This is a genomic window from Myxococcus stipitatus DSM 14675 (assembly GCF_000331735.1).
Classification (GTDB): Bacteria; Myxococcota; Myxococcia; order Myxococcales; family Myxococcaceae; genus Myxococcus; species Myxococcus stipitatus.
This window is the reverse complement of record NC_020126.1, coordinates 2,672,941-2,697,857: the sequence shown is the minus strand read 5'-3', so window position 1 is coordinate 2,697,857 and position 24,917 is coordinate 2,672,941. Positions and strand designations below refer to the sequence as shown.

Here is a 24,917-nt window from a genome sequence, read left to right as displayed (position 1 = left end):
GCCCGGGTTCTGTGGACAGGTGGGTTAAGCAGCCAGTGGCACCTGCGAGGCGGCCTTCTCGAACTCGGCGGAACTGACGTAGCCAAGTGAGGAGTGCCGCCGCTTGCGGTTGTAGAACACCTCGATGAACTCGAACAAGCCACCTTCGCCGCCTCGCGCGTCGAGAAGTCCGCGTCGTGCACCAGCTCTGTCTTCAGCATGGAGAAGAAGCTCTCCACCACGGCGTTGTCCCAGCAGTTCGCCTTGCGGCTCATGCTGCACCGGATGCCGCGGGCGGCCAGCGCTCGCTGGTAGTCCTCACTGGCGTATTGGCTGCCCCTATCCGAGTGGTGCCGCAGTCCCGCTGGGGGACAGCGACCTTTGAGCGCCATGTCGAGAGCCGAAAGCACCAGGTGCTGGTCGATGCAGCGGTCCATGGCCCAACCGATGACGCGCCGACTGAAGAGGTCCAGCACTACTGCCAGGTAGAGGCAGCCCTCCCGCGTGGGCACGTACGTGATGTCCGTCGCCCACGTCCGGTCGGGCCTTGGTGGATTGAAGTCGCGAGCCAGCATGTTGGGCGCTACCGAGAGGCTGTGCTTGGAGTCCGTGGTATGCACGAACCGTCTGCGTCGACGAGCGCGGAGCCCTGCCTCGCGCATGAGCCGGGCCACGCGGTGCCGGCCCACGGGCAGCCCCTGGGCCTTCAGCTCGGCCTGGACGCGTGGGCTGCCATAGGTGCGGCGGCTGTCCTGATGCACCTGCTGGATTCGCTCCACCAGCGCCGCATTGGCCTTCTGGCGTGCCGACGCTTCACGTCCCTCCCAGGCGTAGTAGCCCGCTCGGGACACCTCCAGCACACGGCACAGCATCGCCACCGGGTAGTTCGCCTTCTCCTCCTGGATGGCCGTGAACCTCACGTGCTCTCCTTGGCGAAGAAGGCCGCCGCGTTTTTGAGTATCTCCCGCTCCATCCGCAGCTGGCGCACCTCGCGGCGCAACTGAGCGAATTCCTCCTTCTCACCCGTCGTCAGCGCCCCGGACGGCCCCTGGCCCGCGTCCGTTCGCGACTGCCTCATCCAAGCCTCCAGCGCGCTGCGAGTCAGGTCCAGGTCCTTGGCCACCTGCGCCCGGGACTTGCCCTCTTCCAGCACCATCTTCACAGCCTGGGCATTGAACTCGGGCGTGTACTTCCTGCGCTCGCGTCTCGGCATCGTCGTGGACAATGCCGCCGTCCACTCCAGCAGGAAGACGCGCAAGGTGCTCGCGCAACTCGGCGGGCGAATCATCCTCCACTTCCTGCCGCCGTACTGCCCTCAGGGCAATCGCATCGAGCGGGTGTGGCTCGACCTGCACGTCAACGTCACCCGCAATCATCGCTGCCGCACCATGGACCGGCTCATGGCCCGGGTGCATGCCTACCTCGCAGCTCGCTCCGCCCAGCGTTCCGCCAGTCCATCCCTGCGCCGCGCCGACCTCCGGCGCTCAGCCTGAGGCCGGATGAGATTCACGATCCTTGGTTTAGCCGGTCAACACCGTTCGGAGAACTGACTCAGCGGTTGGTGTCATTGGCCCCTGGAGAATTGTCACCGGTCGTTGCCGCGGCCTCATTCTCGTTGACTCCATTCTCCAATTCGGAGTCAGCGAGGAAGCGGTACCCAAGCGTCTTGGCCGCCTCAATCTTCGCAACATCGACAAACACACGATGCCCCTCTGGGGTAACGGCCGCGACCCTCCCATCAGTGACGAAGGCGAAGCGACTTGAACTAGGCACCTTGGAGAAGGCGACGTCCGCGGAGACGGCAGCGACACGACCGGAGCGGACCTCAATCACCTGCACCTTGTCCGAGGGGACCTGGGTTGCTTTCGTGGCAACTGTCATCCCTCTGTCTTCACACGCGACAAGGCCAGTCACCCAGCCCTTCCTGAATCCAGGCGTCTCGGTGACCTGGACGGAGCGCCCGACCTGTCGCGCAGTCCAGGTACTTGGGTCGTTTGACGCCCCCGAATCCATCCGCCAGTCGTATTTGTTTCCGTTGCAAATCTCGGAAGCTCGCCGGTGGAAGTACGCCTCGAGTTGCTCGATGCTGGTGAAGGCGTTCCCCCGGACTTCAATTCGGTTGATTCCCGGCGCCGCCAGGCTGTCGCGATAGCCACCCGCAAAGCCCATCCGCTGGTAGGGGGTCGTACATGCGGCGGCTCCAAGTAGAGCAACGGCAGCAAGGGTGCGCATGGGTTGAGCCTCCCGCACCCATAGAAGACCGGTCAACGGGATGCGACACATGCCCACCTTCGGCGACCTCCTGGGTGTCCTCGGGATGTCAGACCTCCTCCCTGTGGCAGAGAAGTTGTCGCCTCGGCTGATGCGCCTGGGCGAAGGGCCTTCTCGAAATCACCGGGTGGTCCCCTGGTCCTCGGTGATTTCGGTGGAAGTGGAGCTCATTCTGGCTGGCGGCGACAGGACTTGACCAAGTGCTCACCATGACCGGAGTACGAGGTACTACCTATTCCGGCCGACAGAATCCCAGGCTTCAGACATCCTCCTCGGCTTGATGGGGCTGAGTCCTCAATCCAGGAAGACTCGGGACGGATGTCTCCCCGCTGCCGGGGATTCTGTCCAACGATTGAGCTGGAATCAAAGCAGCAGAAGCAGCCCTATCCAGAGGAATCCCCAGCCATGGAGGCAGAGGGAAGAACTCTTGAGTTTGCTCCAAGCCCCCGTGGCGCCATTCCCCCTTGAGCCAGCCAACCGGAACCAACCCACGATACTCCTGACCATTGAATTCGATGACGCCAACAAACATGTGACTCTCATCGTCAAGAATATCAAACTGAGCATCACTGGGGCGATGTGTACGAAAACCAAGCTCATCATCGCCAGGGGACATCGCCGTGACACTCAAGTGGAATCGATGGAGATAGAAGTCAAACGACCCCTCCCCCAAGCACATCCCAGACTGGATGAACTCCAATCGTCCCCCTGGAGGAACTTCCGCAGCCAAGAGCTTCCCCCTGTTCTTCTGGGTGAACTCCCTCTTGAACCTTGCCTCGTCGAAGAACCAAGGTTTGTGGGAGTGCTCCTCGGAGAGCGGACTGCTGTGTAGATGAGCGCCACGAACCCGCCAGTCGCGCCCAGGGCTATCCCGTTCGAAGAGGTGTTCATCTGCGAGTTGAAGCGCTGAAATAGCAAGGGTCTGAACCGCAGCCGACTGGAGATACTCTGACTGTATCCAGTGTCTTGCGTATAGCTTCAACCAATCCAACGGCAGTGCACCCACTCTTCCCCGAGGAACGTGGCTTGCTACCCGGGAGCTCTCAAACTCGAACTCACAGAAGTCGCCAAGCAGCGCGGAAAGCCAAGGGACGTCCGCAGCTCGAACGTAGTTCAGGGCGGACTGGAGGCGGCCCACCAACCTGCCCAAGAACTCGCCGCATGTGCCCCGTGCGAGGTCGAGCCCACTCAAGATGAGCGTCGTTTTCACAGGAACCGCTGGTGCCCAGAGCCTACGAGGGCCGTGCGGGGAGTCGATGAACCGGAACTCCGCTTCCGTCTCCGCACGCCGCGTTTGGCAGGGAGCACAAATCTCCTTGCCTGCGGAGAGAGGACGCTTGCAGTCCACGCACGGATGCAGGGGTCCTGCGGCACTGCCCCGATTTCGCGTAGAAGGTGCCATGACAGCCTTTCGCGAAGAACCTCAAGACCCAAAAACAAAAAGGCCCCGCCAGAAACTGGCAGGGCCTTCTTTTTCTTCAGCTCCCCGACGAGGACTCGAACCTCGGACCTAGTGATTAACAGTCACCCGCTCTACCGGCTGAGCTATCGGGGAATATGTCCTCGCTGTGGTACGGCGCCGCAGCGATGACGCGCTTTCTAGAGAACGGAGCCTCCCCTGTCAACAGTCCCGTTTGATCCACTCTCCCGGCTCCTCCACCAACCGTGGTCCGCCCTGGCCGGACTCGCCCCCATCACCTCCCAGGCCCTCTCCCTCGTTCTCTCGGGAACCCCCGCCGAGCGTGTCGTGGATCGCACCCTCCGTGCGCACCGCTCCCTCTCCAGCCCCCAGCGCCAGGCCCTCAAGGAGGCCCTCTTCAACGTCGGCCTCTGGCGCCGCCGCCTCGCCTTCCTCCTCGACCAGCCCGACGCCCCGCCTCCCCTCCTCCTCTTCGCCTTCCTCCACGGCCTCGCACACATCCCCGCCCCCGAGGCCGCCGCCCTCGCCGGTGTGGAAGCCGACCCGCTCCCCTCCCTCACCCCCACCCCTCCCCCCTCCCTCGCCCTCCGGTACTCCCTCCCGGACTGGCTCGCCGACCACCTCTCCCGCGAGCTCGGCCCCGAGGCCGACCCCTTCTGCGCCCACCTCAACGTCCCGGGCCCCATCACCCTCCGCGCCAACCCCCTCCGCATCTCCCGCGACGCCCTCGCCTCCCGCCTCCTCTCCGAGGGCGTCTCCACCCGCCCCGGCTCCTGGAGCCCCCTCGCCCTCCACATCGAGGGCTCCCGCCCCAACCTCTACGCCCTCCCCTCCCTCCAAGAGGGCCTCTTCGAGGTCCAGGACGAGGGCAGCCAGCTCCTCGGCCTCCTCCTGGACGCCCAGCCCGGGGAAACCGTCCTCGACCTCTGCGCCGGCGCCGGCGGGAAGACCCTCCTCCTCGGCGCCTTGATGCGGAACTCCGGCCGCCTCCTCGCCCATGACCCCAACCCGGAGCGCCTCGACCGCCTCCTCCAGCGCTCCTCCCGCGCCGGCCTCACCCGCCTCCAGCTCCTCCGCACCCCTCCCTCCCCCGGCCTCGACGCCGACCGCGTCCTCGTCGACGCCCCCTGCTCCGAGCTCGGCCCCCTGCGCCGCGGCCCCGACCTCCGCTTCCACTCCTCCCCCGACGCCCTCTCCCACCTCCCTCCCATCCAACGCGCCATCCTCCAGCGCGCCGGAGACCTGGTCCGCCCCGGCGGCCGACTCGTCTACGCCACCTGCACCGTGAACCACGCCGAGAACCAGGACGTCGTCGCCGACTTCCTCGCCTCCCGCCCCGACTACCGCCTCATCCGCCCGGGCTCCGGCTGGCTCCACGACTCCTGTCTCCAGGGCGACTTCCTCTTCGTCACCCCCCACCGCCACGGCACGGACGCGTTCTTCGCCGCCGTCCTGGAGCGCTCGGCCGGCTAGACCCAGCGCCACCCGCCAGCCGCACTGTCCGCGTGAAGACGGACGGAGGTACTCAACACGCCCCCGTCCGTCCCGGCGCGAATCCCAAGGACCTCCCCATCGCCGGTGCTATGAAGCGCCCCGTGCGTTGGCTCAAGCCCCTCCCCCTCCGCCCCCGCGACACCGTCCACGTCGTCGCCCCCGCTGGCCCCTTCGACCGCCCCACCTTCGAAGCCGGCCTGGCCCTCATCGCGGAGCGCTACACCCCCACCCACCGCCCCGACCTCTTCGCCGCCCACCGCTACCTCGCCGGTGACGACTCCCGCCGCGCCGAAGAGCTCGCCCACGCCCTCACAGACACCTCCGCCCGCGCCACCTTCTGCGCCCGCGGCGGCTACGGCAGCGCCCGGCTCCTCCCCCACCTCCCCCTCGCCGACGCCGCCCCCAGCCTCTTCACCGGCTTCTCCGACCTCACCTCCGTCCACGGCGCCCTCCAGGCCCTCGGCCGCGTCTCCATCCACGGCCCCGTCCTCACCCAGCTCGGCAAGCAGCCCCCCGAGGTCCGCGAGTACTTCTTCCGCCTCCTCGAATCCCCCGAGGCCCCTCCCCCCCTGACGGGCTCCGCCACCTACGTCCCCGGCTCCGCGGAGGGCCACCTCGTCGGCGGCAACCTCTCCGTCCTCGCGTGCCTCCTCGGCACCCCGTACCTGCCGCCCCTCGACGGCGCCGTCCTCCTCCTCGAGGACGTCACCGAGCGCCCCTACCGCCTCGACCGCATGTGGACCCAGCTGCGCCTCGCGGGCGTCTTCTCGCGCGTGCGCGGCATCGTCCTCGGCGACTTCACCTCCTGCGAGGAGCGCGACGCCGCCTACTCCAGCGCCGACGTCCTCCTGGACCTCGCTCGCGAGGAGGGCCTCCCCTGCGCCGCGGGCTTCCCCATCGGCCACGGCACCCTCAACTACCCCGTCGCCCTGGGCACCCAGGTCCGCCTCGACGCGGACTCCGCCCGCCTCACCTTCCTCGAAGGGGCCGTGCGCCCATGAGCATTCCTCCAGAGCAGCACCCCGTCGCCGTCCTCCAGACGCTCCTCGACGAAGCCGTGAACATCGACGTCTTCCCCGCCGCCCAGGCCGTCGTCCTCCACCGGGGCGTCCAGGTCTTCGGCGGCGTCGCCGGCAACGTCAGGGGCGACACGCGCTTCGACCTCGCGTCGCTCACCAAGGTCCTCAGCACGACGGCCCTGTTCCTCCGCCTGTGGACCGAGGGAAAGGTCGGACCCGATACCCTCGTGTCCCGCTTCTTCCCGAACACCCCCGTGGGCGACGCGGGCGCCACCGTCGCGGACCTGCTCTACCACCGCTCCGGCCTGCCCCCCTTCGTCCCCTTCTTCGCCCAGGCCCTCACCCAGCACCCCGAGTTGCTCGACGCCACCTGCCCCTCGGCCACCCGCGCCCGGGTCCGCGACGAGGTCATCCAGGCGGCGGCCCACACCCCACTCGCCGCCCCACCGCGCACCCGCTCGGCGTACAGCGACGTGGGCTTCATCCTCCTCGGTGAGATTCTCTCCCGCGCCGCCAACGCCCCGCTCGACACGCTCTTCTCGCGCCACGTCGCCGAGCCGCTCGACCTCACCGCCCGCTTCCACCGCCTCACCGACTTCCCCGCCGACGCCCTCCCCGCCCCCACCGGCGCCACGCGTCCCCGCGAGCCCGCGCCCGGCCAGGAGACCCTGTGGAGCAACGTGCCCACCCAGCCCACGCGCCTGGGTGAAGTCGATGACGACAACGCCTGGGTGATGGACGGCGTCGCCGGACACGCGGGCCTCTTCGGCACCGCGGTGGACGTGGCCCGCTTCGGACAAGCCATCCTGGAGGGCTGCTCCGGCAAGCACTCCGCGCTCGCGCCCGGGCCGCTCTGGCACCGCGTGCTCGCCACGGACCCGCTCGTGGAGGGCAGCACCCGCTCCATGGGCTTCGACTCCCCCTCGAAGGTCGGCTCCAGCGCGGGCCGCTTCCTGGGCGACTCCCCTCCGGGCGCCGTCGGGCACCTGGGCTTCACCGGAACGAGCCTCTGGGTGGACCTGCGCCGCTCGCTGGTGGTGGCGCTGGTCACCAACCGCGTGGCGCTCGGACGCCAAGAGGTGCGCATCCGCGACTTCCGGCCCGTCTTCCATGACTTCGTCGTGGAGGCGCTCGGCCTCACCGCTACCTCGCAGGGAACACATGGCTGACGACAACGGCAACGTCCTCGACACCCTCGAACCCGGCAGCGTGCGCCGCGTCCACCTGGTGGGCGTGGCAGGCACGGGCATGGGCTCCTTCGCCGGCATGCTCAAGGCCGCGGGCTACGAAGTCACCGGCAGCGACGAGAATGTCTACCCGCCCATGAGCGACATGCTCGAGGCGTGGGGCATCCCCGCGTCGTCGCCGTACCGGCCGGAGAACCTGGACGCCGCGAAGCCGGACCTCGTCATCATCGGCAACGTCATCCGCCGCGTGAACCCCGAGGCCACCGCCGCCCGCGAGCGCGGCCTCAAGCAGATGAGCTTCCCCGCGGCCCTGGGCTCCCTCTTCCTGGAGCGAGCCCACTCCGTCGTCGTCGCCGGCACCCACGGCAAGACGACGACGTCGTCGATGATGGCGCACGTCCTCGTCGAGGCGGGCAAGGACCCGTCGTTCCTCGTGGGCGGCGTCACCCAGAACTACGCGGGCAACTACCGCGTGGGGAAGGGCGCGCACTTCGTCGTCGAGGGCGACGAGTACGACACGGCCTACTGGGACAAGGGCTCCAAGTTCCTCCACTACCGCCCGCGCACGGCCATCCTCACGAGCGTGGAGTTCGACCACGCGGACATCTTCAAGGACCTGCCCCACTACGAGGCCACGTTCCAGAAGTTCGTCCGGCTCATCCCCCAGGACGGGCAGCTCATCGTCTGCGCCGCGTACCCCAACGCCGTGAAGCTCGCGCGCGAGGGCTGCCAGGGCCGAGTCATCACGTACATCGCGAAGGAAGGCGCGGACGCGGACTACGTCCCTCGCGACGTGTCCTTCGGCGCCGAGGGTGCGCGCTTCCAGGTGGTGGAGAAGGGCCAGGTGCTCGGCACGGTGGTGCTGCCCATGGGCGGGCTGCACAACGTGGAGAACGCGCTGTCCGTCATCGCCGCCGCGCGCGGGCTGGGATTGACGTTCGACGAAATCGCCAAGGGCCTGTCGACATTCCAAGGCGTGAAGCGCCGGCAGGAGCCGCGCGGCGAGCCGAGTGGAATCCTGGTGGTGGACGACTTCGCGCACCACCCCACGGCGGTGCGAGAGACCATCGCCGCCATCCACCACCGCTACCCCGAGCGCCGGCTGTGGGCCATCTTCGAGCCCCGCTCCAACACCAGCCGTCGCAACATCCACCAGGAGGACTACGCCCACGCCTTCACCGGCGCGGCCCGCGCGAGCCTCAAGGTGCCGGAGCGGCATGACAAGGTGCCCGTCGGCGAGGAGCTCGACGTGCCTCGGCTGGTGAAGGACCTCCAGGCCCAGGGCATCGCGGCCGAGGGCTCCACCGACGTGCAGTCCCTCGTGGACCTGGTCGCTCGCGAGTCACGCGCGGGAGACATCCTGCTCGTGATGAGCAACGGCGCGTTTGGCGGCTTCATCGAGAAGCTGCTCGTGGCGCTGAGGGCTCGCGCGGGGGAGACTGCCTGACATGCGCCTCCTGCTCCCGGTCCTCATCGGTGCCCTGTCGCTCACGGGCTGTGCCCGCTCCAAGATGCCGCCGCTCACGACGGACAAGCCGGGTGGCCCTGGGGCGCCCGAGGGCGCGGCGGGTCGCTCGGAGCCGCTGTCCTTCCAGGTGACGCGCTACCCGGGCGGCGAGCCGTATGACCTGACGAGCGACCGGGGCAGCGTGGTGCTGCTCGACGTGTGGGCCACGTGGTGTGAGCCCTGCCGGGACGCGCTGCCCTTCTACGAGAACCTGGGCCGCGAGTATGCGAGCCGGGGCCTCAAGGTCTACGCGCTCAATGTGGACGAAGACCCGAGGGCCGTCGCGCCGTTCTTGAAGGAGGTGAAGGTCTCGCTGCCCATCCTCCTGGACCAGAACGCCCAGGTGGCCGAGCGCACGCTCAAGGTTCGCGGGATGCCCACGATGTATCTCATCGACAAGCGCGGCGTGGTGCGCTTCGTCCATGAGGGATTCGGTGAGGACTTCCTCACCAAGTACCAGTCGGAAATCGAGGCGCTGCTGGCCGAGCCGGCGCCGTAGCTCGCACGCTTCAGGAGGCACGTCATCATGGTTGCCAAAGCCCTCGAGACTCCCGCCGCCCTGCGCCGCACCGCGGAGGAGGGAGCCCGACTGGCTGGGCGCATCCTCGCCGACCGCTTCCTGGGCGAGCGCATCATCGAGCTCAAGGGCGGCATCGACCTGGTGACGGACGCGGACCGGGCCTCGGAGGAGGCGCTGCTCGCGTTCATCCGCGAGCGCCACCCCACGCACGCCATCCTCGCCGAGGAGAGCGGCGCCAGCGCGGGCACGGATGGACTGCGCTGGCTGGTGGACCCGCTCGACGGCACGACGAACTACGCCCACCGCGTGCCGCACTTCTGCGTCAGCGTCGCGGTGGAGGGCCCGGACGGAATGCTCGCGGGGGCGGTGTATGACCCGATGCTCGACGAGCTCTTCTCAGCCGCGAAGGGAGAAGGCGCCACGCTCAATGGCCGGCCGCTGCGAGCCAGCAGCGTCGCCTCGCTGAACCAGGCGCTCCTGTGCACGGGCTTTCCGTACGACGTGCGAGAGCGCCCCGAGGGCCCCGTGGGCCTCTTCACCCGCTTCGTCCTGCGAGCCCAGGGCATGCGCCGCACGGGCAGCGCCGCCATGGACCTGGCCTATGTGGCCGCGGGCCGGTTCGATGGCTTCTTCGAGTTCGGCCTCAAGCCGTGGGACATCGCCGCCGGTGCGCTGCTGGTGGAGGAGGCCGGAGGTGTCATCCGCCACGTCACCGGTGCGCCCTTCAACGTGATGCGCGGGGATGTCATCGCCTCCGCGCCCGCGCTCGCCCCGGTGCTGCTCTCCGAAGCCAAGAGCTTCATCGACGAGATGGGCTGGACGCCGCGCGCGTGATGCCGACCGGCGTCGATCCGTGAGCAAGCCCACACATTCCTGACTTCGCTCCGGACTCGCCGATGCGCTGCTTCAGCGCGCCACCGGTGAGCAAGCCCACGCCCGCCCAGGCATCCCCCTGGACTCGTCGACGCGCTGCTTCAGGCGGCACGCCCTCCCGCGATGCATCCCGAGTGCGCCGACTCAACCCAGCGCCGGGTAGTCCGCGTAGCCCTTCTCGTCGCCCGTGAAAAAAGTGGAGGCGTCGGCGGGGTTGAGCGGGGCCTGTCGCCGGAAGCGCTCGGGCAGGTCCGGGTTCGAGAGGAACGGCACGCCGTACGCCACGAGGTCCGCCTCTCCCTTCACCAAGGCCGATTCCCCGGTCCTCGCGTCGTAGCCGCCGTTGACCAGGAACGTGCCCTGGAACACCTCGCGCAGCTTCGGGGAGATGCGTTTCTCCGGGCTCGGAGTTCCCGGGCCCGACACGGACTCGGTGACGTGCAGGTAGCCCAGCCCCAACCGATTCAGCGCTCGCGCCATATAGGTGAACGTCTCGACCGGCGTGGAGTCCATCACGCCCGAATAAGGGAAGGACTGCGGCAGGAGCCGATACCCCACCCGCTCCGCGCCCCAGACCTCCACCACCGCGCGCGCCACTTCCAGCGGGAAGCGCGCCCGGTTCTCGATGCTCCCACCATACGCATCCGTGCGCTGGTTCGAGCCATCCCGCAGGAACTGGTCCAGCAGGTAGCCATTGCTGCCGTGAACCTCGACACCATCGAAGCCCGCGTCCTTGGCGTTCTCCGCCGCTCGCCGGAACTGCTCGACGATGCCGGGAAGCTCCTGGGTCTCCAGCGCCCTCGGCGTCACGACACGCTTCTTCCCCTGGAACGTGAAGACCTCCCCCTCGTATCCGATGGCCGACGGCGCCACGGGCAGGCGCCCCTCGTGGAAGTCCGGATGCGAGACACGGCCCACGTGCCACAACTGCGCGAAGATGACCCCGCCCGCGTCGTGGACCGCCTCCGTCACCCTCCTCCATCCCGCGACCTGTTCCGGCGAGTGCAGGCCCGGCGTGCGGATGTACCCCACGCCTTGAGGACTGACCTGGGTCGCCTCGGTGATGAGGAGCCCGGCGGAGGCCCGCTGTGCGTAGTAGGTCGGCGCCAGGGGATTGGGCACGTTGCCCGCGACGAGCGCCCTGCCGCGCGTCATGGGCGCCATCACCATCCGGTTCTTCAGCTCGAGCCGGCCGACACGAAAGGGAGACAACAGCATCGATGTGTTTGACATGGCCAGGGAATGCCAAGGCCGCTATGGACACACCATGTCATCCCGTCCAAAAGAATTGGCAGGGCGTCCAGGGCCACGTGAGACACACGGCCCGGATGTCCTCGCCGATGTGCTGGACTCGATGCGTCTGTCGACCCTCATGTATGGCCGCCTCGAGTTGTCCGCGCCCTGGGGCCTCCAGTTCTGTGAGCAGGCCTGCGCGCACCTCATCCTCCTCGCGCATGGAAGCGCGCGCCTGGACGTCGAGGGACTCCCGGCCCCAATCACCCTCTCGAGCGGAGACCTGGCCGTGCTCCCCCAAGGCGTCAGCCACACCCTCCGCGACGCGGAAGGCAGCCCGCTCCACCTGCTCGAACACGACGAATGCCAGAGCGCCCTGGGCTTGGGGCCGATACACCTCGGCGGCCACGGAGAACGCACCTGCGTGGTCGCCGGCTCCTTCCGGCCAGGCGCCGCGCCGCACGCGCTGCTGTTCGAGCGGCTCCCTCGACTCGTCCACGTCACCGCGGAGGCGCCATCCCTCGCGGCGGCGGCGCAGTTGATCATCACCGAGAGCACCTCGCCCAGCCCGGGGGCGACCGTCATCATGAGCCGGCTCGCGGACATCCTGCTCGTGCAGGCCCTGCGCCTCCACCTCGAATCCAGCCAGGACCACGAGCCGGGGCTCGGTGCGCTCGCGGACCCACGGATTGGAAAGGCGCTCGCGCTCATCCATGAACGCCCCGCCGAGCCGTGGACCGTCGAGAGCCTCGCGTCGGCCGTCGCCCTCTCTCGCTCCGGCTTCGCGGCCCGCTTCACCTCGCTCGTCGGAAAGCCGCCCCTGGAGTACCTCGCGCGGTGGCGGATGACGAAGGCCGCCCAGCTCCTCCGGGAGAGCGAGACGCCGTTGACCGAACTCGCGACGGTCATCGGCTACCAGAGCGAAGCCTCATTCAATCGAGCCTTCAAGCGCTGGGAGGGGAGCAGCCCCGGCGTCTACCGGCGTGAGCACCGCCGGCGCGCCGCGACGCAGTGAGGCGGATGCCCTGGGGCATCCTCGCGTCGCGGCCAGCCAGGTCCAGCCCTTCCGCACACATTGGCTGGACTTGCCGGAGAGAGGCTGGGAGCGCGGCTCTATTCCACCCGCGAGCGGCGCCACAGCAGCATCAGCACCCAGGGCAAGACTCCCCAGAGGGGCGTGCCCGCCGCCGAGCATCCGCAACCAGACTCTCCGGGCCGCTCCTGGGACACACCGCCGCCATCTGGCTGTGAGCCACCGTCACCGCCGGAATCCGTGCCCGCGTCGCCGCCAGCATCGGCCCCACCGTCCGTGCCCGCGTCCGCGCCGCCTCCCATTCCCGCGTCCTGGCCCGAGTCCGCGCCACCTCCCATTCCCGCGTCCTGGCCCGCGTCCGTGCCTCCTCCCGTTCCCGCGTCCTGCCCCGCATCGGGCGCGACCTCGGACAAGGTCGCCACACGCCCATGAGCCCGGTACGTGTACAGCCCTGGCACCGCGTCGAAGCGCGGATAGACGACAACCACCTTGTGCGGGGCGAGCAGGGCGAGATCCACCATCCACACGTGGTCATCGCCCGCCCCGACGTCCACGGGCGTGGGAGTCACCACCACGCCATCGAGTGACACACGCGCCAGCCTGGCGCCCAGGAAGAGCCCCGTTCCCTCCGTCCAGACGACGGTGAAGGCCGAGCCATCGAACATCGGTCGCGAAGCTCCGCGCTGCTCCACGTCACCCGCGGAGAGCTGCTTCCCTCCTGGGTCCTTCAGGGTGCCGTCGGCCCCCATGCGCGAGGCGCGGATGACAGGCTTCGCGGCACCGCCGGAATAGTCCGTCCAGGTGACCAGGAAGTCGCCGTGGGGCTGGGCCGCCACGTTCGGGTTGATGTTCTGCATGTCTGTTCTGGCGACGACTCGGGCTGCGACATCCACCAGTTGCCCGGTCGGGCTCACCCGGGCGGCTCGAACATCCGCGATACCCTCGAAGGACTCGGTCCACACCACCAGGAAGTGGGTGCCATTGAAAGCCACCTGCGGCTGGAGCTGCAAGAGCGAGCCGGTGCTGACCTTGGGGAAAGGAATGCGGCTCGAGAGCGAACCGTCCTCGTGCACCATGACTCCTGTGATACCCGCCATCTCCGCCCAGACCACGAGGAAGTCCTTCCCTGCTCTGGCGATAGACGCATCGCTCACAATCACGCTCTTGGAGAGACCGAGGGGCTGTACGTCGATGAGTGTCCCGTCGGACCGCAGTCGCTGGGCCTCGAGGGTCGCGAGCTCAGGGGCGCCTCCCTGATGGCTCGAGGCCACCAGGAAATCGCCGCTCCCGCCCCCTACCGTCATCCGAGGGAAGTCTCGATGCTCCCCTGGGAACAAATGAGTCACGACGCCCGTCGGCTGCCCCCGCGCGTCCAGTCGCTGGGCCCGAACTTCGGCACGGCTGAGAGGTTCGCCCCCAATCTGGTCAATCCATACCAGGAGCGAGGAACCTTCCGTGGAGGCCACCCTGGGCTGACCTTGAGAGTTGGCACCCAGCGCGATGAAGCTGCCTTGCTCATCAATCCGTCGGCCATCCATCTCGAAACGCCCAGACTTGACGCCATGAAAGTCCGTGGTTTGAAGCCACACCCCCCGCATCCCTCGCCCATCGACAAGCACCTCCTGCAGCTGAGCGGACGACTCCTCGGTGAAGAGAGGTATCGGCTCCGCGTCCTTCACCACACCATCCGTGCCGAAACGTCCCCCGAGGATGGAGCTTCTCGCAGAGGAGGGCGGGAGGGCGAAGGTGTTCCAGACAACCCAGGTCTGCGTCCCATCAAAGGCCGCCGAGAAGCTGGAGATGACTTCACTGTGGACAGGCGTGATGCGCACCCCGGTCCCATCCAGCGGTTTGCCCTCGAGGCTGATCCGCCCCCCAAAGACATCACCATGGCTCGTGGCGTCTCGAGAATCGAGCCACATCACCTGATAGTTCGTCCCATCGAAGAGGGGCTGCGGATTCATCTGGGCGCTGGCATCGACGACGCTGACAGGGATGTGCTCGGGGTCCAACACCTCGCCAGAGAGGGCGACCCGCGCGGCGTAGATGTCCAACGGAGAATTCCCCGGCGAGGGACGGCGGCCATCCGCCCAGGTCACCAGGAAGCCGAGCGGGCCACCAACGACGGCGGGGCGCACCTGCGGACCGGCGGCGGAGACGAGCACCCGCGGGCTTGGGTCCAGGCTGACGCCGTCGTCGCGAACACGGGCCCCAAGGATATCGAGGTCGTCGGTGCCAGACGTACCGTGCTGCCACACGACCAGGCTCACGCCGCTGGAGGTCGCAATCCGTGGCGCCTCCATGCGTCCCTCGGTGGCCGGAGAAAAGGAGGAGATGAGAAAACCCTCCTTCGGTGTGGTGACAGTGCCATCGGCGCGCATCCTCGCGCCGTAGATGGACTCCTGAAGGCCCGCTCTCGAGTCCCTCCAGACGATGAGGAACTGCTGGCCATCCCAGGTCACCGCGGGAGGGCTTCGATCACCTGGACCGGAGAACACCAGGATGCCGGCCGGGTCCATCACCTTGCCGTCGGCATCAATCCGCGTGGCAAAGATACCCGGCCCCACCGGGTCGGGGCCGGACCGTGCCCCCCACCGCTCGTCACTCCAGACCAGGAGCTTGACGCCGCCCCCGGTCGCAACGCGTGCCGCCCCGACATGGGCCAACACCTGACCATATCGAGGGGACTCCACCGAAAACTCGTCGGACCACTGCACCGCCCCCGCCACGGATGCCCACAGCAACACCGCCACGACAATGCGCATCGACTCCCCCTCGAGAACCGCGGAGACATCCTTGCTCCCCCACGGACCTCGAGACAAGGCGATGATTCACCCGTGTCTTCATGGCCCTGGAAGACGAGAAGTCTCGCGAAGAAAACCGCACATCCCGCGAGGCATACGTAAGGCGGGGGCCAATGTCGCAATTTCTGCCGGGGGACGGCGGAACTTGCCGGCAAGCACGAGCAGCCGCTCCCGAGGAACCGCCCTCCTCCGACGACACGCTCCCGGAAGACGGCTGGCATGCACCGTGCTCAGTCGCGCGCCGACGCATCTCGCGTCTCCCTTTTCTGGAATCCTCGATGAAGCCTTCCCGACTGCTGCCCTTCCTCGCCCTGTCGCTGTGTCTCTCCAGTGGAGCCGCGCTCGCGGACACCGCGACGTGCGTGCCGTCCCAGGTCGGCGTGTTCACCAATCGCATCCATGTCCGCTGCTCGGCCTCCGTGGCCGGGGGCATCTGGTTCTTCGCGGTGCCGACGACGGACGCGGCGCACACCAACCGGATGCTGTCGCTGCTCACCTCCGCGCTGGTGGGTGGGCGCTCGATGACCATCGACTACAACCCGTCCTCCACGGCGGGGACGTCCATCGGCTGTCAGTCGAATGACTGCCGGCTCCTCAACTACGCGATGATGTACTGACGCGCCCGGGTCCCGAGGTCACACATGAAGACCCGACAAGGGCTGCTCCTGCTGGCCTCCGTGCTGACAGGCTTCTCCGCCCAGGCAGCCGCCTGGAACGGAGGCACCCACGACACTACGCCCAGCGTCTGCTTCGTGGGGAACGCGCTCACCGCGCGTCCTGACCGCGTGCAGCAGGTGCTCGACTACATCGAGGACTTCGAGCGCGCGGCCAACATCCGCTTCACGTACATGGGGACGTGCCCCGCGCCCGTCGTCCTCGCCAACGGGACGGAGTGGCACAGCGGAGACATCCGCATCGTCCTCTGGGGGACCAACACGTCCCCCTTCGGCCAGGTGCCCGGCGTGGGCTGCCGGATGTTCCTCGACGAGAATGGCAACTACACGGGGGAGAACGACGGCGGCTCCAGTTGGTCGAACTTCCCGGGCTCGCTCGCGGAGAACCGGAGCTGCCGCTACAACCTGAAGCTGGGAGACGACGCCGACGCGCTTGGTGTCCCCTGGAGGGACCACACCCTCCACGAGTTCGGCCACGCGCTCGGGCTGGTCCACGAGCACGAGCGTGACGACGCGGACGCGGCGGTGGCGTGCGGTTCCGGCGGCTTCGGAGGCGACATCAGCACCGCGCACCTCACCGTCTACGACCGGTACTCGGTGATGAACTACCGGTTCCTCGCGTGTGGCATCAACGGCAACTACGGCCACGCAGGGCTGTCCGCGCTGGACCGCCTGGGGATGCACATCCTCTACCCGGAGCCCACGCCTGTGGCGGAGCTGTGGGGACGGACGGTCATCCAGACCACCGAGTCGCTGTCCCTCATGTCCGCCTGGGCCGCGAGAGGCGCGGACATCGGCTTCACCGCGCCCTGGTTCCAGTGGACCCTGTCGGGCGTCACGGTCAGCAGCACAAGCACCCTGAATGGCTCGCTCCAGGCGGGGACGTATCCGCTCCAGCTGAGCTACCAGGACTTCCGCGGCCGGATGTACTCGTACTCCGGCACGGTGAAGGTGCTCACGCCCGCGGACTACGCGCGGCGAATCGTGTCGCCCATCGCCACGCTGTCTCCGCTGATGTGATTCGAGCTGAAGGGCCGTGGGACCGCTCCACGGCCCTTCCCCTCGCGCACCCAGCGGGCGAACTGGACACGTGAGGCATGGGCGAAGTCTTCCATCCCACCAAGCCCTGGCTTTCGTCGGGAACTCCGAGCCGCATGTAACCGGCGAGCGCCGCCACTCGTAATGAGGAGGTCACGCACACACGGAGATGCACATGGCTCCCTCGCCAGTCGGCAAGTCGGGCAGTACACGCGCCAGCCTACCCAAGCCTGGCAACTCAACCCGCCCCGCATCAGGCGGGCTCGTGAAACCCGCACCTTCCTTCACGAGGCCAACAGGCCACCCCGGTTCGAGTTCATTCACGCCCGCCAAGCCTCCTGCGGATCTCCCGCGCCCCGCGGCGACGAAATTCCCCAAGAACACCAGCAACACGCGCGGGCAGGGCAACAGCCCCCAGCGCAGCACGCTCGGGGATGCCATCAAGACCGTCCTCAAGAAGGCCAAGGAGGTCGCGCAAGCGGCGGACAACAAGCCCCCTGTGCGCGACCCGGGTGCCATCATCAAGGACCTTCTTGGCAAGCTGAAGTAGGCCCCCGGCGCAGCCCCCCACGAAAACAAAACGGGAGCGAGCCGGACGCGTCCCGGCTGCGCTCCCGTCGACCGTCAGGGCCGCATCAAGCGGCCCCCGCCTGCATCAAGCCGCCGCCTTGATGCCACCGCCACCGAACTGACCCTGCTCGGTGTAGTCGCGCTGGTTGCCCTTGGCCGAGACTTCGACGCCCAGGCCGCCCGTCTTCAGGTCCACGCCGAGGTTCAGGTCCTTGTCCTTGAAGGTGCCCCAGCTGCCCTTGGCCTGCACCGACACGCCGTCGAAGGCGTTGCCGAAGTCGCCCTGGACGAGCTTGCCGAGCACGGACTTGGCCTCGTCACCGCTCAGGCCGCCCACCTCGAAGTCGCCCTTGATGCCCACCGGGCCCGCGTCACCCGTCAGCTCGCCCTTCAGGGCGGTCTGCGCGGGGCCCGCGAAGGCCGCCGTGGTGGGGCTGGCGAGGAAGGCCGCCATGTCGCCGACCTTCGCCGCGTCGAGCGGAATCCGCGACTCGACGGTGAGCTTGCCCGTCACTTCGCCCTCGATGCCGCTGAAGCCCTTCACCGCGTCGTCGCCGGCGCCCAGGTTCTTGAACATGCTCGCCGTCACGCCCGCCTTGCCGCTCAGCTCCACGGCCGTCGTACGCACCAGGTTCTTCGGCTGGCCGTTCTCGAACTCGAGCTTGTAGCTCGCCGTGCCCGCGGCGCTCGCCGACGCGCCGGCCTTGAGGCCCGCCACGCCGCCCTCGACACCGAAGGACGCATCCACGCTCGCGTCCACGCCGGCCTTCAGCTCGACGGAGGAGAGGTTCTTCTGGAGGAAGGCCAGCTCGTCCGGCCGAGGCGCCAGCGCCGGCGCCAGCACCGGGGACGTCGCCGCGGCCGCCCCGCCCGCCACGATGAGGGCGCCCTTCTTCGCGTCCTCGGCGGTCTTGAACTTGTACTCCACCTTGCCGCCCGCGGTGACGTGCGCGTTGGCACCCGCCCCCAGGCCCACACCCGCGCCGGCCTCGGCGGAGACGACGTAGCTGCCGTCCTTCTCACGGCGCACGCCCACCTCGCCCTTGAGGTCGACGTCCAGCTCGAGCGCCAGGCCCACCTTGCCGCTCAGCTTCATGCTGTCGCCGGGGCCCAGGTCCTTGATCTTCTGGTCCAGCCCCAGGCCCTTGTCGATGCCGCTCAGCGCCGCGTCGTGGACCTTGTTCTGGAGCTTGTCGCCCAGCTTCAGGCCTTCCTTCGCCGCGAACTTCACCGCCTCGAAGGCCGCCTTGCCGCCGTCCGCCACGGTGTCCGTGACCAGGTCCAGCGTCTTCTTCTGCGCGTCGATGGCCACCTCGGCCGCGCCCAGCAGGAACTTGCCGCCCTGCTTCACCGCGGACTTCGCCGTGTCCACCCCGGCCTGGAGCAGGTCCACCTGCGCCTGGATGCCCTTGCCGGTCAGGTCGATGGCCGCCTTGCCCACGTCCTTGGCGTCCTCGAAGCCATCCTTGGCGACCTCCACGCCCTTCTTGGCGACGTCCACGCCCTTGTCGACGACCTTCTTCGCGACATCGACGGGGTCGGGGAGGGAGATCTTCGGCAACTTGATTTCGGGGAGCTTCAGCTTCGGCAGCAGACCCATGTCATCGCTCCGGATTTTCGGGGGGTGAAGCGATGCCTCAGGCGAAGCGGGCATCACTTCATCGAATGACTGGGTTGTCGCGACTCAGTGCCCTTCAGTTGCGTCGCGCCGTGAGAATTCTCGCCGGCCAAGACTCACGGCGCTGCTGGGAGCAGTCCCATCAACTCACTGCGTCATGAGACGCCCCTCACCCCGGCGGGCAGACGGCATCGGCGGGGACCGCCCAGAGCTGGAGCCGGCCCGTGTCGTCCCTCGCCCCGAAGAAGATGCGGGCCCCCATGCGGGTGAAGCCGCCGGGCGACGAGCCCGAGGTGGGGTTGGCATCCGCGACCTGCCAGGTCGTCGCGGCCGAGCCATGTGACACCCACGGCTCGACGCCCCTGGAGGGCTGCGCTCCTGCGAAGAACACGGAGCCGGGTCCCGTGGCGGCGACGGGGGACCAGTACTCATCGGAGGTGCTGAGCTCGCCGGGGAGCTGGCGTGTGCCCGCGGCCGTTCCGTCCGTCACCCACAGCCGGACCCTTCTCGGCGAGGGCCCGGGCGAGCCGATGGCCAGGGAGAAGAAGAGCCACTCCTGGGTGGGGACGATGTGCTGGAGGTACGGATAGGCGTCGGGCTGGCCCGCGTAGGGGTTGTCGAGCGAGGTGATGAAGGCCTTCCCTCCTCCGGTGAGCGACACCCGGCGCAGGTGCAGCCGCTGCCCGACGTCGTCCTCTTCCGCGAGGATGACGGAGGTGCCCATCGCGCCGAGCAGCCGCATCGCCCGGCCGAAGGTCTCCAGCCGCACAGTGCCCGCCGCCGTGCCGTCCGTCCGCCAGACCTCCGTCCCCACCGTGTCGAGGAGCGTGAACAGCCCCAGGCCACCGGCCCCGGCGCTCCCCACCTCACCGATGCGGACCTCGCCCGCATCCAGCCGCTTGACGAGCACCGTCCCCGCGGCGGTGCCATCCGTCCTCCACAGGAAGGTGCCGCGCGGCTCCGAGAGCGAGAAGAGCAGCGCGTTCCCCACCTTCAGCACCGGGGCGCCGAGCGCGGCGACGGGGCCGAAGCTCGCCAACCGCACGGTGCCCGCCTCCGTCCCGTTCGACGCCCAGAGCTCCAGCCCCGTCGGCGTCGGCTCGGTGACGGTGCGGAAGAACGTGAGGACCGGCCCCACGTGCGTGAGGTGGGACAGGCGCGAGTTGCCGGGCCCTGGCATCAGGTCCTTCACCATCCGCGTCCCCGCCCCAGTCCCGTCGCTCACCCACAGCTCATTGCCCGTCTCCGTGGGCGCCGCCTGGAAGAAGACGCGGTTCCCCACGGCCACCAGCTCCGTCAGCCCCGGGCCCCAGAGGGGCGCGCTCACGGGGAAGGCCCGCACCACCTGGGTGCCCTCCTCCGAGCCGTCACTGCGCCACAGCTCTCCGCGCCCATCGCGGAAGTTGACCGTGAAGAACAACGCGCCCCCCACGTCCGTGAGGCTCTCCGGCCCCACCGGAAACGTGGGCGACTCGGGTGTGCCAGGGGGCACCACCACCCGCACCCGCCGCGCCACACCGGGCGGGCACTCCAGGGAGGTGCTCGCGGAAGCCATCGCCTCCCCCCGGAGTGGAGGCTCGAAGTCCTCCGCGAGCGTCCCGCACCCCATCAATCCCAGACACAGCAGCGCATACCCACCTGTCGCACGCATCGCCTCGCCGCTCCTCTCCCCTCACCCGGATGGAGGGGAGGCGACGGTGGGTACCGGCCAGGGCCCAGGCAACGGCGCGCGAGGCGGGCAGGTCCGGTATCGAACCCACCCCGGGCCCGGGCCGTGCCGACGGAGCACTGTGACTCCCGGTGGAAAAACAGGGGTCGTGTCGATCTCCATTTAATTCATTCGTCGCCTGAGCGAAGGGCCGACAGGCCCACAGGAGAGACCCCATGTTCCGCACGATTCTCGCTGTCGCCGTCCTGCTCGCCGCCGTCCCGAACCTGGCCCATGCGCAGTCCAAGCCGAAGGGGGCCCGCGTCGCGGTGAATGGCATGCAGATGTATTACGAAGTCTCCGGCAAGGGCGCCCCGCTCATCGTCCTGCACGGCGCCTACATGAACATCCCGACGATGGGCGCCATCATCCCCAAGCTGGCGAAGACGCATCAGGTCTACGCGCTCGAGTTCCAGGGCCATGGCCGCACCACCGACATCGACCGGCCCATCACCTACCCGAACCTGGCGGACGACGTCGCGGCCTTCATGGACGCGGTGGGCCTCAAGAAGGCGGACGTGTTCGGCTATTCGCTGGGCGCCGCCGCCGCGCTGCAGCTCGCCATCCGCCACCCGGAGAAGGTGAACAAGCTGGCCGCCGCCTCGGTGTCCTACGACGCGGAGGGCATGCAGCCCGAGTTCAAGGAGTTCATCCCGCACATGAAGGTGGAGATGTTCCTCGAGATGCCGTTCGCGAAGGAGTACCCGAAGCTCGCCGCCAACCCGAAGGGCTTCCCGGAGCTGGCGCGCAAGCTCATCGCCATCGAGAAGGAGCCCATGGCGTGGGGTGAGCAGGTGAAGGCGCTGAAGACGCCGGTGCTCATCATCGCCGGCGATGCCGATGTCACGACCCTCGAGCACACCGTCTCCATGTTCCGGCTCCTCGGCGGTGGCGGCGCGGGAGACATGGGCAAGCCGCTGTCCGCCTCGCGCCTGGCCATCCTGCCCGCGACGTCGCACACCGCGGTCATCACCCAGGTGGACGCGCTCATCGGCGTCATCGAGCCCTTCCTCAAGGGCGTCACGCCGAAGGGCATGTTCGCCGCGGAGTAACGCCGTCCTGCCCCTCGCCTTCGCCCGGACCGGACACACGGTCCGTGAGGCGGAGGCGAGGGGATGTCGCACGATGTTTCACGAGCCGGTCTCACTGGATTATTCCGCCGCTTGACGCCTCGGGGCAAACCCTGGAGGGTGGCCGCGGTGGCTCCTCGAACGCTCGTCGCAGACACGCCAGGAAGGGACTTCCGGAAGCGATTCCTCTGGTTGGGTATCGCGATGGTCTCCGGCATGGCGCTGTTGGCCCTCCAGCTCTACCGCCTGCAGATCGCGCAGGCGGAGGAGTACGCGGCGAAGAGCGTGGCGAACTTCGTCAAGGAGGTGCGCCTGCGCGCGGACCGAGGCGTCATCAAGGACGTCCGAGGCACCATCCTCGTCGACAGCCGCCCCTCCTTCGACGCCTTCCTGACGCCAGCCTTCTGTCAGGCCTGCGCGGAGAAGGTGATTCCCAAGCTCGCCGAGCTCCTGCGGATGGACGAGACCCAGCGCCAGCGATTGGAGACCCAGGCGCGAGTCGGCCGGCGCAATGGCCCCTTCCAACCGGTGCCCATCCTCGTCGACCTGACGCGCGACGAGTACGACCGGCTCAATGCGAGACGCAGCGAGCTGGACGGCGTGGACATCGTCCCCGTCCCGCACCGCAACTACCGGACGGGAAGCCTGCTCAGCCACGTGATTGGCTACATGAACGAAATCACGCAGGAGGAGTTGGAGCGGTTCAACGCGGATGGCGCCAGCTACTCCCGCGGTGACTACGTCGGACGTCGGGGCCTGGAGCGGTACTTCGAATCCCAGCTCCGGGGAACGGATGGCGTGCGCCAGGAAGTGGTCGACGCGCGCGGCCAGACGCTGGAGGCGTTCAACGGCCTGCTGACGACGGACACGACGCGACCGCCCGTCGCTGGCCACAACATCATCCTCTCCCTGGACATGCGGCTCCAGGAGGCCATCGAGCACATCTTCCCGGGCATCGCCGGCGCCGTGGTGGTCATCGACGTGACCACCGGCTTCATCCGCGCGCTCGTGTCCCGGCCGGGCTTCGACCCGAACCTCCTGACGGGCCGAATCACTCCGGAGCAGATGGGCGCGCTCGCGCGAGACCCGCTCCAGCCGATGCTCAACCGCGTCGCGGCGGAGCACTACGCGCCGGGGTCCATCTTCAAGGTCGTCACCGCGCTGGCCGCCTTCAAGTCCGGGCAGTTCAGCCCTCACACCGTCATCAACTGCCCAGGGGGTTACCGGCTGGGGACACGCGTGTGGCGGTGCCATCGGGACGCGGGCCATGGGCCCCGAGATGGCAAGGAGGCGCTGATGTCCTCCTGCGACGTCTGGTACTACAGGGTCGCGGACGTGCTGGGCCTCGACCCCATCTCCGAGATGGGGCGCCTGCTGGGACTGGGTCACCCCACCGGCATCGGCGTCATGGCCGAGGTCCCCGGGGTGATGCCCACCAGCAGCTACCACGACCGGGTCACCCCGGGCGGCTACTTCAAGGGGGCCGCGCTCAACAGCTCCATCGGCCAGGGCGACGATGCCGTCACCGTGATGCAGATGGCACTGATGTACTCCGCCATCGCCAACGGCGGCACGCTCTACAAGCCGCAGCTCGTGGCCCGCGTGGAGGATGCGGCCGGACGGGTCGTCACGGAGTCGGAGCCGGAGGTGGTTCGCAAGGTGGACATCCCCGAGGCCCACCTGAAGGCCGTCAAGGAAGGGCTGGTCGCCACGGTGAACGAGGGCGGCGGAACGGCCTTCGCGCTGCGCCTGAAGGATGTCGTCGTCGCCGGGAAGACGGGCACGGCGCAGGTGGCGCGCATCGGCGCGGTGCGACTGCGGACCCACCAGATGGACTACTACATGCGCCATCACGCCTGGTTCGCGGGCTTCGCGCCCGCGGACAAGCCGGAGATTGCCGTCGTCATCCTCAACGAGCATGGCGGCGGTGGCTCCTCGGATGCGGCGCCGACGGGGCTCGAGGTCATCGCGAAGTACTTCGAGCTGAAGAAGCAGGACGCGGAGGCGCCGCCGCCGCTGGTGAACGCGCCCTACGTCCGGACCCTGCCCGCGAAGAAGCGCGCGGCCAACTGAAGCCGGGGCGCCTTCGTGTGGCGCGGCCGTTTCATCTAGGCTCGTCGCATGATGGATTCCCTGACGGGTGACGACGAGCTGCGGCGGCTGCGTGACAGGCTCGGAGCCACCGATTGGCGGAACATCGTGGTCCTCACGGGCGCGGGCATCTCCGTCGCGTCGGGGCTTCCGACCTACCGAGGCCCGGGGGGACTGTGGACCCGTCCGGAGGCGGAGGAGGTCCCCGACGCGGCCATGATGGAGAGAGACCCATCACGGGTGTGGAGCCTGTTCGGTCCACTGCGCGGTCCCCTCCAAGCCGCGACGCCCAATGCGGCACATGTCGCGCTGGCGCAGTGGCAGGCACGGCTGCCTCCGGGGCGGTCCTTCACGCTGGTGACGCAGAACGTGGATGGACTGCACACGCGCGCAGGCAGCCGGGAGGTCGTCGAGCTTCATGGCTCGCTGCTGCACACCCGCTGCGTCAATCCCGATTGTGGGACGACTCCCTTTGAAGACCTCCAGGAGCACATCCAGGCGCCTGTGTGTGTTCGATGCGGACAGCCGCTTCGGCCGGACGTCACCCTCTTCAACGAGCCACTCCCGGTGGACGCGGAGTGGGCCGCGAAGCGCGCGCTTCGAGAGTGCGACCTCTTCCTCGCGGTGGGCACGTCGGGGACGGTGGCGCCCGCGTCCAGCTTCGTCCGCGGCGCGAAGTACGCGGGGGCGTGGACGCTGCTGCTCAACCTCACGCCCATGCAGCCTCGGCATCCCGACTTCGACCAGGAGGTCTTGGGGCGCGCCGAGGAACTCCTGCCATTCTTGTTAAACAGCTAGAGTCGGGTTC

Annotated in this window: 20 protein-coding genes, 1 tRNA gene and 1 pseudogene; 14 read left to right on the top strand and 8 right to left on the bottom strand. The window is 68.4% G+C overall.

The window, feature by feature from the left end:
- Positions 1–24: 24 nt before the first annotated feature.
- Positions 25–1,192, bottom strand: a pseudogene (locus MYSTI_RS10460) (IS3 family transposase).
- Between MYSTI_RS10460 and MYSTI_RS41675 the strand changes: the two are divergent.
- Complete coding sequence (locus MYSTI_RS41675) at positions 1,164–1,472, top strand: transposase (protein WP_015347715.1); 309 nt, start codon at positions 1,164–1,166, stop codon at positions 1,470–1,472. The pseudogene MYSTI_RS10460 and the gene MYSTI_RS41675 overlap by 29 nt on opposite strands.
- A 58-nt stretch (positions 1,473–1,530) precedes the next feature.
- Here MYSTI_RS41675 and MYSTI_RS10445 read toward each other — a convergent pair whose 3' ends face one another.
- The 3 genes from MYSTI_RS10445 to MYSTI_RS10435 form a co-directional block, all read right to left on the bottom strand.
- On the bottom strand, positions 1,531–2,211 hold the full coding sequence (locus MYSTI_RS10445) for a hypothetical protein (protein ID WP_015347714.1): 681 nt from the start codon (positions 2,209–2,211) through the stop codon (positions 1,531–1,533).
- 298 nt (positions 2,212–2,509) lie between these two features.
- Positions 2,510–3,460, bottom strand: coding sequence for a hypothetical protein (locus MYSTI_RS42990; protein ID WP_144370047.1), 951 nt, complete (start codon positions 3,458–3,460; stop codon positions 2,510–2,512).
- A 272-nt stretch (positions 3,461–3,732) separates the two neighbouring features.
- Positions 3,733–3,805 (bottom strand) — tRNA-Asn (locus MYSTI_RS10435).
- Positions 3,806–3,997: 192 nt separating this feature from the next.
- On the opposite strand from MYSTI_RS10435, the gene MYSTI_RS10430 reads away from it, so the two are divergent.
- The 6 genes from MYSTI_RS10430 to MYSTI_RS10405 all read left to right on the top strand — a co-directional run bounded on the left by MYSTI_RS10430 (position 3,998) and on the right by MYSTI_RS10405 (position 10,231).
- Complete coding sequence (locus MYSTI_RS10430) at positions 3,998–5,143, top strand: RsmB/NOP family class I SAM-dependent RNA methyltransferase (RefSeq protein WP_015347712.1); 1,146 nt, start codon at positions 3,998–4,000, stop codon at positions 5,141–5,143.
- 110 nt (positions 5,144–5,253) lie between these two features.
- Complete coding sequence (locus MYSTI_RS10425) at positions 5,254–6,165, top strand: S66 peptidase family protein (RefSeq protein WP_015347711.1); 912 nt, start codon at positions 5,254–5,256, stop codon at positions 6,163–6,165.
- Complete coding sequence (locus tag MYSTI_RS10420) at positions 6,162–7,352, top strand: serine hydrolase domain-containing protein (RefSeq protein WP_015347710.1); 1,191 nt, start codon at positions 6,162–6,164, stop codon at positions 7,350–7,352. Before MYSTI_RS10425 ends, MYSTI_RS10420 begins: the two co-directional genes overlap by 4 nt.
- On the top strand, positions 7,345–8,817 hold the full coding sequence (gene mpl, locus MYSTI_RS10415; RefSeq protein WP_015347709.1) for a UDP-N-acetylmuramate:L-alanyl-gamma-D-glutamyl-meso-diaminopimelate ligase: 1,473 nt from the start codon (positions 7,345–7,347) through the stop codon (positions 8,815–8,817). The genes MYSTI_RS10420 and mpl overlap by 8 nt, the downstream gene beginning before the upstream one ends.
- 1 nt (position 8,818) lies before the next feature.
- Positions 8,819–9,376 carry a TlpA disulfide reductase family protein gene (locus MYSTI_RS10410; protein ID WP_015347708.1) on the top strand — a complete coding sequence of 186 codons (558 nt, stop codon included), beginning with the start codon at positions 8,819–8,821 and terminating at the stop codon, positions 9,374–9,376.
- A gap of 27 nt (positions 9,377–9,403) precedes the next feature.
- Positions 9,404–10,231 (top strand): inositol monophosphatase family protein, encoded by an 828-nt coding sequence (locus MYSTI_RS10405; protein ID WP_015347707.1) that lies wholly within the window; start codon positions 9,404–9,406, stop codon positions 10,229–10,231.
- Between the two features lie 183 nt (positions 10,232–10,414).
- Here the strand turns inward: MYSTI_RS10405 and MYSTI_RS10400 are convergent, their stop codons facing one another.
- Entirely contained in the window at positions 10,415–11,503 is a 1,089-nt protein-coding gene (locus MYSTI_RS10400; RefSeq protein WP_044279457.1) for an alkene reductase, read from the bottom strand.
- Here MYSTI_RS10400 and MYSTI_RS10395 point away from each other — a divergent pair.
- Complete coding sequence (locus MYSTI_RS10395; protein ID WP_338042090.1) at positions 11,502–12,518, top strand: AraC family transcriptional regulator; 1,017 nt, start codon at positions 11,502–11,504, stop codon at positions 12,516–12,518. The genes MYSTI_RS10400 and MYSTI_RS10395 overlap by 2 nt on opposite strands.
- Positions 12,519–12,616: 98 nt before the next feature.
- Here MYSTI_RS10395 and MYSTI_RS40640 read toward each other — a convergent pair whose 3' ends face one another.
- Positions 12,617–15,301, bottom strand: coding sequence for a hypothetical protein (locus tag MYSTI_RS40640; protein ID WP_015347704.1), 2,685 nt, complete (start codon positions 15,299–15,301; stop codon positions 12,617–12,619).
- Between the two features lie 317 nt (positions 15,302–15,618).
- Here MYSTI_RS40640 and MYSTI_RS10385 point away from each other — a divergent pair, with 317 nt between their 5' ends.
- The 3 genes from MYSTI_RS10385 to MYSTI_RS10375 all read left to right on the top strand — a co-directional run bounded on the left by MYSTI_RS10385 (position 15,619) and on the right by MYSTI_RS10375 (position 17,602).
- Positions 15,619–15,957: a hypothetical protein gene (locus MYSTI_RS10385; RefSeq protein ID WP_044279455.1), complete on the top strand. Its 339-nt coding sequence runs from the start codon at positions 15,619–15,621 to the stop codon at positions 15,955–15,957.
- Positions 15,958–15,981: 24 nt separating this feature from the next.
- Positions 15,982–17,034, top strand: coding sequence for a M12 family metallopeptidase (locus tag MYSTI_RS10380; protein ID WP_015347702.1), 1,053 nt, complete (start codon positions 15,982–15,984; stop codon positions 17,032–17,034).
- A gap of 193 nt (positions 17,035–17,227) precedes the next feature.
- A complete protein-coding gene (locus MYSTI_RS10375) occupies positions 17,228–17,602 on the top strand; it encodes a hypothetical protein (RefSeq protein WP_144370046.1) in 375 nt (124 codons plus the stop codon).
- 105 nt (positions 17,603–17,707) lie between these two features.
- Here MYSTI_RS10375 and MYSTI_RS10370 read toward each other — a convergent pair whose 3' ends face one another.
- Together MYSTI_RS10370 and MYSTI_RS10365 are read right to left on the bottom strand one after the other, a co-directional pair.
- On the bottom strand, positions 17,708–19,222 hold the full coding sequence (locus MYSTI_RS10370) for a hypothetical protein (RefSeq protein WP_015347700.1): 1,515 nt from the start codon (positions 19,220–19,222) through the stop codon (positions 17,708–17,710).
- Positions 19,223–19,409: 187 nt separating this feature from the next.
- Positions 19,410–20,891 carry a lipoprotein gene (locus MYSTI_RS10365; RefSeq protein ID WP_015347699.1) on the bottom strand — a complete coding sequence of 494 codons (1,482 nt, stop codon included), beginning with the start codon at positions 20,889–20,891 and terminating at the stop codon, positions 19,410–19,412.
- 233 nt (positions 20,892–21,124) lie between these two features.
- Here MYSTI_RS10365 and MYSTI_RS10360 point away from each other — a divergent pair, with 233 nt between their 5' ends.
- The 3 genes from MYSTI_RS10360 to MYSTI_RS10350 all read left to right on the top strand — a co-directional run bounded on the left by MYSTI_RS10360 (position 21,125) and on the right by MYSTI_RS10350 (position 24,907).
- Positions 21,125–22,000 carry an alpha/beta fold hydrolase gene (locus MYSTI_RS10360; protein WP_015347698.1) on the top strand — a complete coding sequence of 292 codons (876 nt, stop codon included), beginning with the start codon at positions 21,125–21,127 and terminating at the stop codon, positions 21,998–22,000.
- 147 nt (positions 22,001–22,147) lie between these two features.
- Positions 22,148–24,091, top strand: a complete 1,944-nt coding sequence (mrdA, locus tag MYSTI_RS10355) for a penicillin-binding protein 2 (protein WP_044283499.1) — start codon at positions 22,148–22,150, stop codon at positions 24,089–24,091.
- A 48-nt stretch (positions 24,092–24,139) separates the two neighbouring features.
- The gene (locus tag MYSTI_RS10350; protein WP_015347696.1) at positions 24,140–24,907 is read left to right on the top strand and encodes an SIR2 family NAD-dependent protein deacylase; all 768 of its coding nucleotides are present in this window, start codon (positions 24,140–24,142) and stop codon (positions 24,905–24,907) included.
- Positions 24,908–24,917 lie beyond the last annotated feature (10 nt).

Bases quoted from the DNA above. Each gene is read 5' to 3' on its own strand.
- MYSTI_RS10425 (WP_015347711.1), top strand. From the start codon at position 5,254: ATGAAGCGCCCCGTGCGTTGGCTCAAGCCCCTCCCCCTCCGCCCCCGC.
- MYSTI_RS10400 (WP_044279457.1), bottom strand. From the start codon at position 11,503: ATGTCAAACACATCGATGCTGTTGTCTCCCTTTCGTGTCGGCCGGCTC.
- MYSTI_RS10405 (WP_015347707.1), top strand. From the start codon at position 9,404: ATGGTTGCCAAAGCCCTCGAGACTCCCGCCGCCCTGCGCCGCACCGCG.
- MYSTI_RS10365 (WP_015347699.1), bottom strand. From the start codon at position 20,891: ATGCGTGCGACAGGTGGGTATGCGCTGCTGTGTCTGGGATTGATGGGG.
- MYSTI_RS10395 (WP_338042090.1), top strand. From the start codon at position 11,502: ATGGCCAGGGAATGCCAAGGCCGCTATGGACACACCATGTCATCCCGT.
- MYSTI_RS10445 (WP_015347714.1), bottom strand. From the start codon at position 2,211: ATGCGCACCCTTGCTGCCGTTGCTCTACTTGGAGCCGCCGCATGTACG.
- MYSTI_RS10380 (WP_015347702.1), top strand. From the start codon at position 15,982: ATGAAGACCCGACAAGGGCTGCTCCTGCTGGCCTCCGTGCTGACAGGC.
- MYSTI_RS10385 (WP_044279455.1), top strand. From the start codon at position 15,619: ATGAAGCCTTCCCGACTGCTGCCCTTCCTCGCCCTGTCGCTGTGTCTC.
- MYSTI_RS10375 (WP_144370046.1), top strand. From the start codon at position 17,228: ATGGCTCCCTCGCCAGTCGGCAAGTCGGGCAGTACACGCGCCAGCCTA.
- MYSTI_RS10420 (WP_015347710.1), top strand. From the start codon at position 6,162: ATGAGCATTCCTCCAGAGCAGCACCCCGTCGCCGTCCTCCAGACGCTC.
- MYSTI_RS10360 (WP_015347698.1), top strand. From the start codon at position 21,125: ATGTTCCGCACGATTCTCGCTGTCGCCGTCCTGCTCGCCGCCGTCCCG.
- MYSTI_RS40640 (WP_015347704.1), bottom strand. From the start codon at position 15,301: ATGCGCATTGTCGTGGCGGTGTTGCTGTGGGCATCCGTGGCGGGGGCG.
- MYSTI_RS10370 (WP_015347700.1), bottom strand. From the start codon at position 19,222: ATGGGTCTGCTGCCGAAGCTGAAGCTCCCCGAAATCAAGTTGCCGAAG.
- MYSTI_RS10350 (WP_015347696.1), top strand. From the start codon at position 24,140: ATGATGGATTCCCTGACGGGTGACGACGAGCTGCGGCGGCTGCGTGAC.
- MYSTI_RS10410 (WP_015347708.1), top strand. From the start codon at position 8,819: ATGCGCCTCCTGCTCCCGGTCCTCATCGGTGCCCTGTCGCTCACGGGC.
- mpl (WP_015347709.1), top strand. From the start codon at position 7,345: ATGGCTGACGACAACGGCAACGTCCTCGACACCCTCGAACCCGGCAGC.